Origin of the sequence: Vibrio sp. T3Y01 (genome assembly GCF_013114525.1) — a bacterium.
Taxonomy (GTDB): domain Bacteria; phylum Pseudomonadota; class Gammaproteobacteria; order Enterobacterales; family Vibrionaceae; genus Vibrio; species Vibrio chagasii_B.
In genome coordinates, this window is sequence record NZ_VTXJ01000022.1 from 1 (window position 1) to 16,788 (window position 16,788).

General features: G+C 42.5%; 18 protein-coding genes and 1 riboswitch. Of the genes, 11 read left to right on the forward strand and 7 right to left on the reverse strand.

Features of this window, described 5'->3' with window-relative positions:
* Positions 1-264 (forward strand): hypothetical protein, encoded by a 264-nt coding sequence (locus F0232_RS24955; protein WP_367613623.1) that lies wholly within the window; start codon positions 1-3, stop codon positions 262-264.
* Between the two features lie 135 nt (positions 265-399).
* On the opposite strand, the gene F0232_RS19565 is transcribed toward F0232_RS24955, so the two are convergent.
* On the reverse strand, positions 400-924 hold the full coding sequence (locus F0232_RS19565) for a DUF3087 family protein (RefSeq protein WP_061033821.1): 525 nt from the start codon (positions 922-924) through the stop codon (positions 400-402).
* A 255-nt stretch (positions 925-1,179) separates the two neighbouring features.
* On the opposite strand from F0232_RS19565, the gene trmY reads away from it, so the two are divergent.
* Positions 1,180-1,779: a tRNA (pseudouridine(54)-N(1))-methyltransferase TrmY gene (gene trmY, locus F0232_RS19570; protein ID WP_004733046.1), complete on the forward strand. Its 600-nt coding sequence runs from the start codon at positions 1,180-1,182 to the stop codon at positions 1,777-1,779.
* A 70-nt stretch (positions 1,780-1,849) separates the two neighbouring features.
* On the opposite strand, the gene F0232_RS19575 is transcribed toward trmY, so the two are convergent.
* Genes F0232_RS19575 through F0232_RS19585 form a run of 3 tightly spaced genes read right to left on the reverse strand, consistent with a single transcriptional unit; the run spans position 1,850 to position 5,548 of the window.
* Positions 1,850-2,923, reverse strand: a complete 1,074-nt coding sequence (locus tag F0232_RS19575; protein WP_105057940.1) for an HlyD family secretion protein — start codon at positions 2,921-2,923, stop codon at positions 1,850-1,852.
* Entirely contained in the window at positions 2,890-4,206 is a 1,317-nt protein-coding gene (locus F0232_RS19580) for a glycosyltransferase (RefSeq protein WP_105057939.1), read from the reverse strand. The genes F0232_RS19575 and F0232_RS19580 overlap by 34 nt, the downstream gene beginning before the upstream one ends.
* Positions 4,193-5,548 carry a diguanylate cyclase gene (locus tag F0232_RS19585; protein WP_105057938.1) on the reverse strand — a complete coding sequence of 452 codons (1,356 nt, stop codon included), beginning with the start codon at positions 5,546-5,548 and terminating at the stop codon, positions 4,193-4,195. Before F0232_RS19585 ends, F0232_RS19580 begins: the two co-directional genes overlap by 14 nt.
* 362 nt (positions 5,549-5,910) lie before the next feature.
* Here F0232_RS19585 and F0232_RS19590 point away from each other — a divergent pair, with 362 nt between their 5' ends.
* Positions 5,911-7,113 (forward strand): hypothetical protein, encoded by a 1,203-nt coding sequence (locus F0232_RS19590; RefSeq protein WP_105057937.1) that lies wholly within the window; start codon positions 5,911-5,913, stop codon positions 7,111-7,113.
* Positions 7,114-7,209: 96 nt separating this feature from the next.
* Here F0232_RS19590 and F0232_RS19595 read toward each other — a convergent pair whose 3' ends face one another.
* Positions 7,210-8,310 (reverse strand): permease, encoded by a 1,101-nt coding sequence (locus F0232_RS19595; RefSeq protein ID WP_105057936.1) that lies wholly within the window; start codon positions 8,308-8,310, stop codon positions 7,210-7,212.
* A 233-nt stretch (positions 8,311-8,543) separates the two neighbouring features.
* On the opposite strand from F0232_RS19595, the gene F0232_RS19600 reads away from it, so the two are divergent.
* Together F0232_RS19600 and sigZ are read left to right on the forward strand one after the other, a co-directional pair.
* Positions 8,544-8,840 carry a helix-turn-helix transcriptional regulator gene (locus F0232_RS19600; protein WP_004741113.1) on the forward strand — a complete coding sequence of 99 codons (297 nt, stop codon included), beginning with the start codon at positions 8,544-8,546 and terminating at the stop codon, positions 8,838-8,840.
* Positions 8,824-9,408 (forward strand): RNA polymerase sigma factor SigZ, encoded by a 585-nt coding sequence (gene sigZ, locus F0232_RS19605; RefSeq protein ID WP_105057935.1) that lies wholly within the window; start codon positions 8,824-8,826, stop codon positions 9,406-9,408. The genes F0232_RS19600 and sigZ overlap by 17 nt, the downstream gene beginning before the upstream one ends.
* A gap of 94 nt (positions 9,409-9,502) precedes the next feature.
* Here sigZ and F0232_RS19610 read toward each other — a convergent pair whose 3' ends face one another.
* Entirely contained in the window at positions 9,503-10,117 is a 615-nt protein-coding gene (locus F0232_RS19610) for a YitT family protein (RefSeq protein WP_061033826.1), read from the reverse strand.
* Positions 10,118-10,514: 397 nt separating this feature from the next.
* On the opposite strand from F0232_RS19610, the gene F0232_RS25110 reads away from it, so the two are divergent.
* The 4 genes from F0232_RS25110 (at position 10,515) to F0232_RS19625 (ending at position 13,327) form a co-directional block, all read left to right on the forward strand.
* Positions 10,515-10,727, forward strand: coding sequence for a hypothetical protein (locus F0232_RS25110; RefSeq protein WP_081090368.1), 213 nt, complete (start codon positions 10,515-10,517; stop codon positions 10,725-10,727).
* Positions 10,728-10,742: 15 nt separating this feature from the next.
* Complete coding sequence (locus F0232_RS19615; RefSeq protein WP_105057934.1) at positions 10,743-11,954, forward strand: MFS transporter; 1,212 nt, start codon at positions 10,743-10,745, stop codon at positions 11,952-11,954.
* Positions 11,955-12,178: 224 nt separating this feature from the next.
* Positions 12,179-12,904: a sulfite exporter TauE/SafE family protein gene (locus F0232_RS19620; protein ID WP_061033828.1), complete on the forward strand. Its 726-nt coding sequence runs from the start codon at positions 12,179-12,181 to the stop codon at positions 12,902-12,904.
* 60 nt (positions 12,905-12,964) lie between these two features.
* Entirely contained in the window at positions 12,965-13,327 is a 363-nt protein-coding gene (locus F0232_RS19625) for an MmcQ/YjbR family DNA-binding protein (RefSeq protein ID WP_105057933.1), read from the forward strand.
* An 85-nt stretch (positions 13,328-13,412) separates the two neighbouring features.
* Here the strand turns inward: F0232_RS19625 and F0232_RS19630 are convergent, their stop codons facing one another.
* Positions 13,413-14,156 carry a phosphatase PAP2 family protein gene (locus F0232_RS19630; protein ID WP_105057932.1) on the reverse strand — a complete coding sequence of 248 codons (744 nt, stop codon included), beginning with the start codon at positions 14,154-14,156 and terminating at the stop codon, positions 13,413-13,415.
* A 373-nt stretch (positions 14,157-14,529) separates the two neighbouring features.
* Positions 14,530-14,680: riboswitch (FMN riboswitch) on the forward strand.
* Positions 14,681-14,859: 179 nt separating this feature from the next.
* Between F0232_RS19630 and ribB the strand changes: the two genes are divergently transcribed.
* Positions 14,860-15,516, forward strand: coding sequence for a 3,4-dihydroxy-2-butanone-4-phosphate synthase (ribB, locus tag F0232_RS19635; protein ID WP_061033831.1), 657 nt, complete (start codon positions 14,860-14,862; stop codon positions 15,514-15,516).
* A 385-nt stretch (positions 15,517-15,901) separates the two neighbouring features.
* Positions 15,902-16,765, forward strand: coding sequence for a hypothetical protein (locus tag F0232_RS19640; RefSeq protein WP_105057931.1), 864 nt, complete (start codon positions 15,902-15,904; stop codon positions 16,763-16,765).
* The last annotated feature ends 23 nt before the right edge of the window (positions 16,766-16,788 follow it).

Below are 16,788 nucleotides of genomic sequence, written 5' to 3' on the forward strand. Positions count from 1 at the left end.
ATCATTTTGATTCCGAAGAATCTGTTTTATCTAACGATAAAACGTTTTGATATTCATCAACGAGTGCCCACACAGATTGATAGGTTTAAATTGTTAAAGAGCTTTGCTTCTCAAAACTTTCTTTTTAAAAAGAAACCCTTGAAAGCGGACGTGAATTCTAGCGATTTAATCTTAAGTGTCAAACACTTTTTAAAATTAATTTCTTTCGAACTTTCCGTCTTACTGATTACTGCTGAAGCCTTGTGGCGTCTGCCGTGTCAGTGAGGCGGCATTATAGAGATCATCGAAAACATGGCAACCCCTTTTTTGATAAAAATTCAAAAAACCTTCTTAAGTGGCTACTTTTGCGTCAAAAGGCTCTTTCCTCGTTCAAAGCTCATACAATAATGGGCATATTACTTAAAACTTTGCGATTAGATCTTTCGAAAAAGCCTCTATATTTAGTTCAATACTCCATCTCTCGCTCAATTCTAAGATCTTATCTAGCGATTGCTGAACTGTTTTTATCGTCAATGTGTTGTTGTCTAGGTCGTATACCTGTTTTTGCGTGGTGTAATAGAAGTAAAGGATGGTCAGCGCGTCTCGGTCGCCTTGTTCAGCTTTGGGTTGAATACGCTTGAGCTTACGATAGATTTGATTATGGATTTGTTTAAGGTTCCATACATAAAGCGCTTCTTTGAAGTAATCATGCCCTTTCACACGATTCGCGATAAATGCATTCAATGCAACAGATAAGATCACACCTAATACGTTCAAGTGGAAATTACCTGTCGATTCACCCGCGATTGATTGCCCTGAACCGAATAGTTCAATCAGTATGGTTCCGAATACAATGGCGAACACGGCGAGTGAACCAACCAATGAAACCAATAACAGGTTCATCTTCTTTCTATATTCTTCTTTATTGATCTTCTGTAACTTCATTGAGTACTTCCTTTTGCAAGCTACCTAATAATTTGCACATACTATCTACGTTAACATTGGGTCGCTTCAACCTTAACCATCTTGTAATGTGGTCATTATCTATTTAATAAGCAGAGTTCTTCTGGTTGTCACTATACGCAACTCTATTTGACTTCATTAATAGAAAAGAGTTACATACCGCCACAATTTTGGTTATTCATCAATTCATGTTGATAAGGCCGTTTCGTTTTATCACATACTGACAAGGTACATTCCATGCGTTCATTCGTATTACGCGCTCGCGCAGCCCCTACAGAGAGCAAACTTATCTTAGAAGGTGTTGGGCAAGATGCTCATACTGAGATTCTGGCTCATACTCTGATGAACACGATCTTCGTTGCTCAATCTCACCGTGAGAATGTCACCGTGCACCTTGTATTAGAAAGTACTAAAGACTTTTCACGTACGATTACATTCGATTCAAACGAGATCACCAACATTGGTGGCTTCCACGAGTCTGCATTGTTATCAGCGGTAGTAAGAGCGGTTGACGCTTCTCAAGGTATGACTAAAGAACAGACGCGTCAGGTTGAGCCGGGCATCACTGTTCGTACTATGAGTTTTGAAAAGCTGGTTAAAGAGCTAGCTGAAGACCACCAGCTGTACATGATGGATAAGAAAGGTGACTTTATCCGTGATGCAGAGATTGCTGAAAACCCATGTTTCCTTCTCACTGACCACATCCCTATGCCGAAGAAGAGCTACAACAGCTTAAAGCGTCTGGGAACAGAGAAAATCAGTTTAGGTCCAAACATGTTGTTCGCTTCTCAGTGTGTCGTGTTGATCAACAATGAGCTTGATATTCGCGGTTTCTAAACCACCGGAATGCTAAAAAAATGGAGCGTTCATAGCTCCATTTTACTATTCAAACTAGTTACTGTCGTGACTAAAAACGAGCTTCAACAGTCATCCCTTCAACCCAATACTCTTCTGGCGGTGCTGTAATAAAGTCCAATACAACTTTCAAATACGCAGGCTGACCTTCAAACGGGCTTACTAACTGGCTTGGTAATTTACTCACAACTTCCACCGAATCGGACACTTCAGCCTCAAAAGAGCTACCGTTAGGAAACTTTACCAACACATTTGCTCCTTTTACCGCGTCTTCTAAATATTTAGGGTCTAAGTAAGCCACGATATGAGGAACGTTATTTTGGGCTATTGTCACTAGCTCATCGCCTTCAAAAACACGCTGCCCCTCGACAACATGTATATCAACAACACGTCCTGCATATGGCGACTTTATTGAAAGCTCTTGCTCTTCAACACGCTTGAGCGCAAGGTCTTTCATTAATGATCGTCTAGCCATACTTACAGGCCCTGCCAACTTTCGCTCCTTTTCGGCCAATTTAGCATTGTGATAATCAAGCTTTTGTTGGTTCAGTTGATTATTTAGCGAATTACCCATCCCTACAATGCTCGCATAGTCAACATCAGATACTTGACCTTTTTTACGATATTCTTCATAGCGTTTCTGAATCTGCTGTACTTTAATTAGATTCCGACGTGTTTCTGCCATACCATTCAAGTGTAATGCTTCCATTTCGCTTGATAAATCATCATTTAGTCCCAAAAGTTCCGCATGTATAAACTCAATCTGTGCTTCAATTTCCAAATTCGTCAATTGAATTGCAGTCTGTGCTCGATCCACTTGAGTTCCGTCTTCTATCGGAATCGGCCCAACAATGCCTGCAACCTTAGCAGTTAGAGTAACTGGATATGATGTAACAATAGCCGGAGCAATCACGAGAAAGTTTGTCTTCAAGAAAAAATAAGCCACGAATAAAAGCGGACTTATTACCAAGCTCAATATCAAATACCAACGAAAGCGATAGCCCCCTCTTTTGGCTTGTCCGTAAGCAACCTTTACACCGTCATCCGATTGAGGCTTGTTTTTTTTATCCAGATGAAACTTTACTTTCATTGCTAAAACCTTTTGCCTTTTTTCAATACCCACCAAGGAGCCATACTCGACTCTTCGTGACTTCTTCTAAATAATTCATTAATCATGGAGAACGCAGTAATCAAGCGCATAAAAAACTGATAAAAAGGATACAGGGGTAGCCATTTAGCCATTCTAAGATCCTCTTTCTCCCTTTCAGAAACTAAACCAATGTAAACAGTAAAAAATAGAATTACGGTAAACAAATACACGCAATAAATTAGAATCATCAATGCAGTAATAAAATCAATTGAGTAGACCAAAAATATATAGAACATGAATACTGATACTAGAATCGGCAGCAATACATTTTGCAAGACACCATAAACGAGAGTGAAGATGAAGTTCCCCCAACCCAATAAACGGGGAGTTAGTCCTTCATTGTGTTTCCTCAAAAACAGAAACAATAAATCTCCGTCCCACCTAAGCCTTTGCTGTACCAATCCTTTCAAGGTATGAGGCACATCAGTATGACCGACAGCTCTTGGTGCAAAAGCCAATCTATTATTTGGGTAGCGTTTCTTATATTGCTTAAGCCTCATCGTTAAATCGAGGTCTTCAGCCGTATGCGTATCCCAACCTCCAACTTGTTTTAATACATTTTTTCTAAATGCACCAAAGGCTCCAGAAATATTATTTAGCACTCCCCAATTTGAGAGGCCTGTTTTCCCTGCTTGCATAGACAACATATACTCTAAAGATTGCATACGAGTAAGTAAGTTGTCCTGCCAATTTCTCACACGCAACGCGCCACCCGAAGCAATCACATTCTTGTCAGTAAATTGCTTCATCATTTGCAGTGCCATATCGTTATCAAAAGAAGTATCGCCATCAACATTTATAATAAAATCGCCGGTGGCATTATCTAAACCAGCATTCAACGTTGATACTCTTCCTCCTCTTTGCCACTTGGGTATAACTCGAACATTGCGATTTTTTACTGATTGATGTCTCAGCTCACCTCGAATCGCAGCTTGATAAGTATCTTCATTCTGAGCTGCACCATCAACTACCGCTAACACTTCAATCTTTCCGGGATACAGTTGCTCAACTAGTGTGTCTATCGTAATTCCAATTGCATCCCCTTCGCCATAACAAGTAATAACGAAAGATATGCTCGGGTATTCTGTTATCTCAATATCACTCTCTGAATAAGACCAACGAAATACGCCTGTTAACACGAGTAAAAAAAGTGGCAGTTCAATAATAACCATCATGGGGAACAACATGAGCCATAGCTCTGTATTTTCGAGTAACATCCCCCAAAAATATTGTTGAAGATTGAGACTATTCGACAGCATAAATCTCGCCGACCTTACTCTCTAACCATGCCCCTACGTCCTCTTTAACCATAGGGTCAGGAAGACTCCAAGCGAACACATTCAATGTGAAATCATCGTCTTCAATAAGTAGACAAAGGGCTTCTATTTTTTCACGCAAAACATTGATGTGTTCCATCTTAGCTTTGGGCATAAATACGAAAAGAACATCACTTTTGTACTGACAACAAATATCTGAGTCTCGAAACAAACCGTTAAGGCGTTCAGTAATTTGCTCGATCAATGCAAACATTTTTGCATCACCATTCTTAGATACATATTGAGCTAAATCAGGCAGGTGTAGCCCTAGGAGAAGGTGCTCTTCTTGATGACGGATAGCGATACGATTTACCCAATCAAGGAGATTTGAAAAATACCCACTGTCTACTTTGCCGCGCAACGTAAGTTCCGGTGCAGATAATTTCACTCCGTGACGGAATATATACTCGCCCTGCACACCTAATTTTAATGAATAGATTTTTCTGACAACCAACTGAGCAACATCATTTTTGGCGTCACAACTAAAACAAACAGCCAGAGTCTCTGCTTCAGAAAAGGAATGAGAACAGACGTTACATGAATGAGTCTCCAACGGGCGATCATAATCCACACCGATATGACGAAGTTGAGTTAAACATTTAGGACATTCCAGTTTATGGTTACGTTTAAATTGCCCTTGCTCGGCTACATGACCACAGGTGAAACAATGTAGTGAGACACGCTCGGTAATATCAATGTCTTTACATGAAGGGCACACTTCGATGTAATTCAAGTGAGCGCTAGCACAGTCAGAACATACACGGACTCGGTTGATCAACTCATCATATTCAAACGTATCACGCTTGGTCTCTGACAAAACAAAACGATATGTAGAACTTAACTCTGGATAATATAAGTCGACTAGAGGGTATGAATATATCGATTTCAGAGCAAGGGACCGATGAGGGACCAGTCGTCGATGTTGCTCTAACCCTAACCACCCAATTAAAGGGTCTAAAGCGTCCATCGATTCAGAAACACTGTTCAACGTTCTATTATGTTGGAGCAGTTCTTCTTCAATAGTCTCTTGATTTAAAACTCCATCAGATAAACAAGCTGATAATTCGCTAGTTTCAAAGACATAGATCTTCCAAGACCAAAACTTTCTGCAACGATGAAGTTGACTTAATGCATCATCTTGTACACTGGCTTCTGTATTTATAACAACTACACCACCTAACAACTCTGGTAGTTGGTCAATATCACTTACTTGTTCAATATCAAATCGGTCTTCCGTATCAACGATTGGGGCACCAAGACAGTAAATTTTTAATTTATCTCTCATTCATTAACTCCATAATTTTGACACTTCCACCGTCAAATAAACGTAACATTCTGAATATTAATGAATGCTATTGGATTGATCGACCTTATACAAATACTAGATATCAATGTAAAAACAATCCAATTATTAACTTACGATATAAAATATCGACATCATTGCATTAACAATACAAAAACATAAGTATCAGTGATAACTTTAAAGTTATAGATAAAAAGTACGCTAGAATTGAATAGTGATATATTTCCCAGGCTAATTACATCAACTTTCGGAACTGCGCTTCTCTAACTCATTAAATCTTATAAATTTCTCATATAACATCTATACTGATTCTAATCTCTAATTATTGGTGTTAAAGGCAAAGGATGAGCGTATTAACCGTATTCTTCTGTGGAACAGGATCCAACTCAGAAGATAATAACCATAAAAACTATGTGTCTGGCGAGCTGATATCAACATTGGCGAAGAATACTACAGGGCGAGACATGATTGACTATATCCAGGTAGACGGCGTTGGCAGCGGAAACCAAAACGAATGGTTAAAGCAAGGCAAGGACGATACATACTCTGCGATTAGAGGGACTCTGCAAGGCAAAGGTATCGATAGCAATATGCGCCATGTATTGAACATCATACGCGGTAACCAACAAGACAAGAATGATTACCTCAAACGAGCTAAGGGGTTGCTCAGTGAATCCCGCCCAGAGAAATCTGCTTGGCCTTTTGCAACCAACCGCAAATATCAAGATTGGCTCAAAGATTCAAAAGAGTTAGCCGCAGATCTAAAACACGGTATTGCCGCTCGTCAACAAAACATAGCGATCGAGCGCCAGAGTAAACCGATCAGCCAAGTGAACATTGTTGGATGGAGTCGGGGTGGTGTCAGTTGCTTTGAATTGGCAAGCCGTATGCTCAAAGACCCGGAACTTAGCCATATCCCAGTCAACATTTTTGCTTGCGATCCTGTGCCAGGTGGAATGAACGCTTTCAAGGATTACAAGTCACTTGGTAAAAACGTAAAACAGATCGTTTGCGTATTTGCGGAAGACGAACGTTCTCTAGCATTCAAAGCAAGAATGCCCCGCCTATCTCGCTCAACCCAATATTACACCACCTATATGCCAGGTCGACACGGTACCTTAGTTGGTAATGCCAATACTTCTGGCGGAAGCAAAGGTGCAGGGTTGCTCACAGGCCCTGGCCTCGTCACACGAGACTTTATGGAAAAGGTATTAACAGGATGGGGAACCAAGCTTAAAAGCAGCTCAACACTGAACTTTTCTAGACAGCGTATTATTGAGTTGTACGAACAGATGCGTAGCCACGAAGAATACTTCAATAAAATGCACGGCATGACTTACACCGCGAAGAATCGACTGCTTTGGACAAGCAAAGACCGAATCGGGCAGCAGAGAGAGCGTCGCTTTGGTATTCCAATGTATCGTTTTCAATTTCCCGGTATCACCAACAACTATGGCGATGCAATTAATCGTCACCACTGCGATGTGTTGGCAACCAATGCTTTCGCGACTCAAGGCACCTCTTCTGCACTGCCAAACCCTGTGTGATATTTCGCTGCTACTTTCCTTTAAAAACAAAAAGAGCTCAACAAGGTGAGCTCTTTTTTATTAGCTATATTTTCGTATCGATGGTGTTATCTAAGATTAACCAAAGATGAAGGTGTATAGGTAACCTGCACCAATCGCCATACTTAATATTACGAATAGGAAAGCCGCAATCATCTGATTTTTGAAGATAGACTTAAGCAGAATAACTTCTGTCAAACTTGCGCCCGCACTACCAATGATCAATGCCATTACTGACCCCAAGGCCATACCTTTTTGCACTAGGGCTGCACTCAGTGGAATCACAGCTTCAGCACGGATGTACAGTGGAATACCAATTACTGCTGCGATTGGAATCGCGTACCACTTGCCTTCACCTGCATATTCAGCAATCAAGTCAGTTGGAATGAAGCCATAGATGAATGAACCAATTGCAATACCCATCATCAAGTAAGGGAAAACTTGTTTGAAGTCTTTCCAAGTCGAGAACCAGATTCTCATCCAGCGGCTAGGCTCTTTCTTCTCAACGACTGTTGCTGTCACTGTGCCATCAGCTGAGCAGCATGATACTTCTACTTTCGGCTCTTCTTTCTTAGTACCACAGCATGCACTTTCTTTTGCCATTACTGGTGCAGGTTCACCACATGCGCTTGTAGCACAAGAAGGTTCCGCTTTTGCTGGTGCTGCTTTTTTAGGTGCAGAGTCGCCACAGCTAGTACCGCAACTTGAAGATGACCCCGTTGATTCATACGCTTCTGCTTTCACGTAACGCTCAAAACCTAGTTTTTCCAGTGTGTAACCTGCGACTACTGATACCGTCATTGCCACTAAGAAGTAGAACGCTGCAACTTGCCAGCCGAAGGTAATCACAAACAAACCAATGATCACTGGGTTCAATAGTGGACTACCAAATAGGAACACCATCATTGGACCAAAACCCGCTCGTGCACGCAGCAAACCTTTTAGGAAAGGAATCGTCGAACATGAACAGAAAGGTGTAATCGCCCCCAGTAGTGCGGCAATCACATAGCCCTTACCGTTGCGTGAGCTCAAGATAGATTGAATCTTCTCAGGCGTAAGGAACTCTTGCAGAATCCCAACAATGTAGCTAATTGCCAAGAAAAGGATGATTAGCTCTACTGCTAAGAAAGCAAACATATCAAGCGCGTCTTTTAGCATTGTTAACATTTCATTGCTCATAATTAACTCCAAACAGGATTGAAGGTCGAACTCTATGAGGAAAGTACCCGACCCTTAATTTCGAATATTCTCGAATTATAGAAATAAATAGTTACAGATCAAGATTTATTTCGATAAAAATCGAATTAATTTTCAAATCAACAAACTTTCAATGACTTACGTATTCACTGTTTTTATATTTGAATTCGACAAACATTTCGACTATTATCGAAATTAAATCTTGAGGAGTTAATATGAACTTAGAAGTCGTAGCAAAAGCACTGAAAGAGCTGGGCCACCCTATTCGCCTTAGTATCTATAAAAGTGTCGTTAAAGCTGGCTACCAAGGCATTGCGGTTGGCGGCCTACAAGAAGAACTCGGTATCCCCGGTTCTACTTTATCTCACCACATATCAAGCCTTGCATCAGCAGGCCTTATAAGCCAACGACGTGAAGGCAGAACTCTCTTTTGTGTCGCAGAATATGAATGCCTAGAAGGGGTTATTGGTTTCTTACAAGACGAGTGTTGCGTAAATGAACAGTGCAAATAGCACATCTTTAGACTTAGAGCAGGTTTGGGCTGAATATCAGCAGACATTAAAAGCATTCCTTCACTCTAAAGTAAGTAATTCCGCCGATGTAGATGATTTGCTGCAAGAGATCTTAATTAAGACTTTTCAGAACCTACACAAGGTGCAAGATGCGAGCAGTGTTAAATCGTGGTTATTTCAATTAGCCAATAACACAATTATCGACTTCTATCGTAAACACGCTCGCCAACAACGTGATAGTAAAATTGATGCAGACGATTTGTGGTTTGCAGATTTAGACCACAATGAAGAGTTCAAACAGAACTTGTCTTTATGCATTGAACCCTTCATTCAAGCGTTACCCGAGCAAAGTGCTGCACTATTGCTTGCCGTTGATATCAAGGGTCAGAGCCAGAAAGAGATCGCAGAGGCACAAAACATCAGCTATTCAACGGTGAAATCTCGCGTTCAGAAAAGTCGTGGCGATCTTAAGAATCTATTTGAACAGTGCTGCAACTTGTCACTAGACAAACAAGGTAATGTGATTGATTGCGATCTCAAACCGGAATCCGGTTGCGGCAACTGCTAAGCGTTGAATGACTATTTTCAGAAAACAAAGCCAGCAATTGATGCTGGCTTTGTTGTTTTCTACGGCTTGCAATATAAGCTTAAACTCAAACTGACTAAGCCGCTTCCGCTTTTACAACGGGTTGGTAGCGCCCAGGTTTGTGGTTCATCGCGAGAATCAAGTTGGTGACTACTGCCCCCAATACAGACAATAGTATCAGTGGCGCATCAACGATAAACAGTGAAAGCACCACAATAGTACAGTCCAGTGCCATCTGAACCTTGCCTGCTCGAATCCCAAAACGCTCCTGTAAAAACAGCGCCAGAATATTAAAGCCGCCCAAGCTCATCTTGTGACGGAAAATCACCAACATACCGGTACCAATTAATCCGCCGCCCAGTAATGCTGCATACAGTGCATGAATCTCCGCAATTTGAATCACGTGATATAAGTGGTCCACTGCGAACGAAACTATCGAAACGGCAATAAAGGTGTTAATAGTGAAACGCCAGCCCATACGAGCGACCGATAAAATATAGAAAGGTAAGTTAAGTGCAAAGAACACTTGGCCAAAGCTTAGATCTGTCACTTTGGTGATGAAGATCGCTAGACCAGCGGTTCCTCCGGTGAGCAAACCGACTTGATTGAAAAAGATAACGCCAAGCGAAACCAGTGCGCTTCCTAAGACCAATGCGAGCAAGTTTTCGCGAAAGTTATGATCTTTATCCATGTGAATGACTCTCCCTGAATCTTTTTATATCGCGTTTCAGTCATGTTGAAACGATTTAGGCCCAAATTTACGATGTTTAACAGATAAGTCGAGCGAACAGCCGATCTTCTTAGGTGACTAGTTTGTATATTAGTTTTTACAGTTTTGTGAAAAAGCTCACTAAAGCAGACAGTTACAGACACGATACTAAGTATCCATATTGAATTGCAGGCTTTTACGTCGGAATTAATGAGTGCCGAGTTTTCTCATATTTTTGTCACGTTTTACCCTCAGCCCGGCAACGTATATGTCTATGCATAAAACGCATAGACTAAATCACAAATAGTCATTTGATACATATCCCACCCATCATTATGATGCGCGACTTCTTACAACATAGAGCGCATGTAAACACCTTATGTTTTCACAATCTCTTTTTGCTCAACTAGCCAGAATGACGTTATTCCTCGTCATTAGTTTGGTTATTGTGCATCACAGTCAGCCACTGATTGATCTTTTGGCTCAGCACGCCGTGAGTAGTGGCTGCCACCAGCAATCAGGACACGAGCATCACCATCATATGACTGAACAAAACATGTCTGCGCAAGACCACTCACATCACCACCATTAATTTAAGAGTATTAGAATGAGCATTTTCCGTTTTCCTTTACTGGTATGGCTTGGGATCGGCACACTTATTATCAGTCTAGGGATCAGACAATCATTCGGCATTTTCATGATGCCAATTTCAGAGCATTTCGGCACGGGTCGAGAGTTTTTCAGCTTCGCTATTGCTCTACAAAACCTATTGTTCGGTGTGTTCCAACCTTTTGTTGGTATGGCCGCTGACAAATGGGGAGCAAGACGCATCATTATTGCAGGCGCATGTGCTTACGGTTTGGGTTTACTTCTTACCTCAATTTCTACCGAATCAAGCATGCTTTACATTTCATTGGGAGCATTGGTTGGCCTTGGACTGAGTGCAACAAGCTATGTGATCGTATTAGGTGCAGTAGCGAAAGTGGTACCTGCAGAACACGCCGCTAAAGCATTCGGTTTAACCACAGCTGCCGGTTCATTTGGTATGTTCGCGGTGATTCCGGGCGCGCAATACATGTTGAACGAATTTGATTGGCAGAGTGCGATGCAGGTGTTTGGCGTGCTGTGCTGCGTGATGATCTCTTTTGCGCTGTTCATGCGAGCGCCAAAAGCAACCTCAAACAAACAAGTGCAAGTTGAAGACAATCAAACATTGAAAGAAGCACTATCAGAAGCCTTCTCTCACAGAGGTTACTGGTTGATTCACGCAGGCTTCTTCGTGTGTGGTTTCCACGTGATGTTTATTGCTACGCATTTACCAAGCTACCTAGCTGACAAAAACTTACCAGCGAGCAGCGCAGCAATGGCATTGGCTTACGTTGGTATCTTCAACATCTTCGGTTCTTACTTCTGGGGCGTAATGGGAGACAAGTTCAGCAAGCGTCATGTGATGTCTGCACTTTACTTAGTTCGAACGGTGGTTATCGGTGCGTTTGTCACTCTACCAGTCACGGAATCAACCGCAGCGATCTTCGGTGCTGCAATTGGCTTCTGTTGGCTTGGTACAGTTCCACTGACTTCTGGTTTAGTTCGTCAAATTTTTGGAGCTCGTTACCTATCGACTCTGTACGGTTTGGTGTTCTTCACTCACCAAGTAGGTAGCTTCTTAGGAGCTTGGGTTGGCGGTCGTATTTACGATTACTACGGATCTTACGAACCAATCTGGTGGTCAACGGTGGTATTAGCATTTGCAGCTGCGCTTATCCATTTACCGATCAATGACAAGCCAATTGAGCGTCTGAAATTGGCAATGGCTTAACGTTTAATACTTACTCCCCCAATCAGTTATAGCGATAAGCAATCCAATGAGAGAGTGGATATTGAATGGACTAGTTCCTGAGATATCCGCTCTCTTTTTTATTGGCCGCAAAAACTGACTACGCAACTAACGAAACTTGCATAAAGCTCACTGAATATTAAGACTATTTCTACCGTTTTAATTTATAGTATCCATTCGCTCCTTTAGAACTTACTCGCAGGCCTATGGAATACCTAAATCAGACTGCCCTTATCGCAATGGCACTCATTTTTGTTGGTTCGTTTGTACAAACCGCCATCGGCTTTGGCTTGGCTGTTGTCGCCGCACCATTGCTGTTTTTGGTCTCGCCAGACTATGTCCCTGCGCCTATCTGCCTCATTGGCCTATTTATCTCAATATTTAATGCGTTAAAACACCGCGCAAACATCTCTATTGGCGGACTCAAAGTCGCACTGCTAGGCCGAATCCCTGGCTCACTGGCTGGCGGGGCTTTACTAGTGATGGTTTCTACAAGCGTATTATCCCTGTGGCTAGGTTTACTGGTAGTGTTTGCTGTGATTGTAAGCCTACTACCATTTAGATTGGAGCCAACACCCGCGAAGATGGGGATTGCAGGATTTTTCTCAGGGTTCTTTGGGACAAGTTCGGGTATTGGGGGACCGCCGATGGCGTTACTGCTTCAACACCAAGATGCTAACCAGCTTCGTGGTAACCTTTCTGCTTTCTTTGTGTTTAGCTCAATCATTTCATTAGTCGTGCAGATCCCAATTGGCTTCTTCACGCTCCACCATTTGATCATCACAATACCTTTGTTACCCGCTGCTTGGTTAGGCTACAAAGTGGCTATGATAACCACTCAAACGATTTCAAAAGAGAAGATACGTATCGCTTCTTTACTGCTATGTTCTATCAGTGGCTTGACGGCTATTTGGCAAGGCTTAGCTGGTTAACTTCTAGCGGTATCGGCAATAAACACCCCATCCAACACCAAACTATTGAAAGGGCGCTCTATGACATACGACGAGTTCAATGCATTCTGTGAATCACAAGCAGCCACCAGCTACGTGATGCAGTGGAATAACTCTCACGTTTGGAAAGTGGGTGGCAAGGTGTTTGCGATTGGTGGTTGGGGACCGAAAGATGAGCCTGCGTTTATCTTCAAGGCGTCCGATCAGAATTTCGACTTTCTCAAAGAAGAGCCGGGCTATAAACCCGCCCCCTACTTTGCTTCTCGTGGCATGAAGTGGATTCAGCTTTTTGAGAGCACATCAGAAAGGGATGAGGAACTAAGATACTACCTCACGGAGTCACACCGAATTGTGTCTTTAGGTCTAACCAAAAAGAAACAAGCAGAACTCGGGCTCAATCAGTAGCCAGAATATCTACTTGTTAAATATAGATTTATGCTCGTCTTAAAAACTTAGGCCGCTCTTAAAACCTTAAGCCTCTCTTAAAAACTTAGGTGACTCTTAAAAATTTAGGCAATAAAGGTTCTATCTTTTGCGTTGGAATCAGTGGCACCAATAAATAAATTAAACCCGCAAAGGCGATAGACGCCGCCAAGTCTTCAGGTCGATGCATGCCAAGCCAAACACGGCTATAGGCGACACCACCAGCCCAAACCAACAAACCGCCGACTAAATAAAAGCGTTTCGCCTCTAAGAACAACCCGCCAAAGAATGCCAAACACACACCGACAAAAATCATGTGTCCAGATGGGAAAGAGTAGTCCGTTTCGCCATGCCAATGACGAGTGCGCCACTCGCTGACCTTATCTTGCACAGATTCAATCGCGGCATTTTTTTCTACCAAAGGCAGCTCATAAAATAGCTCGGGCATTTCAACCACTTCTTGCGTCACCAAATACTCAGAATAAGGACGTGGGCTCTCTGTTGAATGCTTTAAGAAGGTCTTCGCTGCAAAGCTGAGCACCAATAAGATACCGAGCTGCAGACAAAGGCTGACTAACTTAGCTTTAGAAAACTTCATCGTGAGCAAGGCTAAAGACAAAACAGCGAGCGTGACCAAGAACCCTTGATTACCCGCCGAGTAAGTCACGAACGTCATAAAAGCACCGTAGAAAGGCAGAACGGCGCTTCCAAGGTCGAAGTCAGATCCAAAGATCAAAAAAGGCACTAGAGAATACAAGCTTAAAACGAGCAGTAATAAGCCTTTGGATTTGTTAGAGAACAGAGAAGTCATGGCTAAGATCTTTGAGATAAAGTGGTCGGATGCTATCGCAGCTTAGCATCGCCAATATCAATTTTATGTCAAAACGGTCAGTAAGCCGTCATGGTGTAACAATAATCGATTAAAGGGCCTCTTAAGTATTGAGCTGATGAACTGTCACTTCATCACCAATAATACAGACCATCCACTTGTGCACATATAGACATCAAAACCCGCTAAACATAACCTGCGCTCGGCTAAACACCACACGCCAAGGTCTGCCGATAAAGTGAACACTTACCGGATTATAAGGCCAGAATCTAAAAAACTTTGCTGTCAGTCCTTTAAATCCACTATTGAAAGGATTAACATCTGGTCTGCTTTCAAAGCAAAACAGATTATTAATTTTTATTCTCAGGGCGGGGCGAAATTCCCCACCGGCGGTATGTCCTTAGCAAAACCTAAAGATAAGCCCGCGAGCGCTCGATTCGTCGAGGTCAGCAGATCTGGTGAGATGCCAGAGCCGACGGTTATAGTCCGGATGAGAGAGAATGGAAAGACACTCGTTTAAGTTGGAAAGGCGTACCTGTTTATTGGGTTCATGCCTCCAACTCAGACGTGTGCATTTCGTTTTGGATAAGACCATGATGAACCGACTGGTAATGAGTTGGCTTTGTTGTGCTCGTTGAGATCCCTCATACAGCCCTGATTCTGGTGATATTTTAGGAGTTTAACCATGAATCAGTCTTCACTACTTGCCGAATTTGGCGAACCAATCACTCGTGTTGAAAACGCACTGCAAGCTCTACGCGAAGGTCGTGGCGTACTTTTACTTGACGATGAAGATCGTGAGAACGAAGGCGACATCATCTACTCAGTAGAACACCTAACCAATGCTCAAATGGCGTTAATGATCCGTGAATGCAGCGGCATCGTGTGCTTGTGTCTAACTGACGAACAAGCAAACCAACTTGAACTTCCGCCTATGGTTGTTGATAACAACAGCGCAAACCAAACTGCGTTTACCGTAACTATCGAAGCGAAAGTCGGTGTAACGACCGGTGTTTCTGCTGCTGACCGTGTAACAACGATCAAGACAGCGGCAAACCCAACGGCTAAGCCTTCAGATCTAGCTCGCCCTGGTCACGTATTCCCACTGCGTGCTCGTAAAGGTGGTGTACTTGCTCGCCGCGGCCACACAGAAGGTACTGTGGATCTGATGCAAATGGCAGGCCTTCAATCGGCAGGTGTACTGTGTGAAGTAACCAACCCAGACGGTACAATGGCAAAAGCGCCAGAGATCGTTGCTTTCGGTAAACTACATAACATGCCAGTACTGACCATTGAAGATATGGTGATGTACCGCAACGAGTTCGACCTTAAGCTTGCATAACGTTTAGCCCTCAATGCTAAACACTTAGTAGTTAAGTCAACTACACTGCGACGTGAACATTGAAAGGCCTCACTCTTACTGCTTTTAGAGTAAAAGCATATAAGGGTGAGGCCTTTTTAATTTGCGTAGCTTGAAACGAGCCTGAAATGGATCGCCAAAGTGTCTCTACTTACCGAAACCTCCCCAACCTATCGTTAGAAAAGCGTAACCTCTCAAAAAATCCTGCAAAATATGAGAAACATTCACTCGAATGGTGAAGTCATGCACCATAATTGATCATCCATAATTTTAGAAAAATCATAACCCAATGAAATATAACACTTATTTATTTTGGCATGGTGTCTGCACTACCACTAAGTAGGTATACAAATATTAGGAGTTGAATATGTTTGTAGTTATTTCGGTGGGTTTATCCCTATTAGTACTTGCAGCCCTGTTTCATTTCTCAAGGAAGAGACAAACAGCGCTATCACACAGGTTTGAAACCTTAGTTCTGCTTAGAGAGTTATTGTTGTTATCACGCAAACACCGCGCGGCAACGCATTACGCTCTGGCGTATAAATTGTCTAGCGACTCGATTCGCAAAGTGAATGAGATTTACGACAACATACTTGAGGTATCTGAACTGCTTCAATCCCATGTGTCGTTTGATAGCCGCCCTATGTATCGCATCTATCACCTTAAACTCATCGCTATGCACAGCGACTGGCAAAACCGTAGCTTGGTGCGTAACCAATCGATTCATGGCAAAACAATTCGCCATAGCATGTTCTTGATGGATGAAGTAATGATCATCTGGCTAATTCAGTCTGAGCGTGAAGACATGAGCCGTGAGTACCACATGAATTGGCAACAGATCTTAGATTGCATGGAGATCCTGACCAAATTACGAATGTGTATCCCTGGAATAGAGAAGGCGGATATGGAGAAGCCTGAGGAGTATTTGAGATTCAAATTCTACGCCTCTCAGACACACAGAAAACTCAACCAGTTATCGATTATCTGCCCTCTTAGTAGTGGGTCACCGGTTTGTACGCGAGCGATGCATGCACTCTCAGAGATCGCATCAAGTAACGAAGCGACCCAACCGGCAGATAGCATGTACGAATTAACCAGTGACATCTCTAGTATCGTGTCGCAAGTTTACGACCAAGTATTATCCGACATTACGAGAAGCCTGTATCAGCCTTTACCAGACATCAACGAAAAGGTGATAAATACCCGATTATCTGTACACCATTACATGTAAAGACTTCGTGAGAGGAGAGCGTG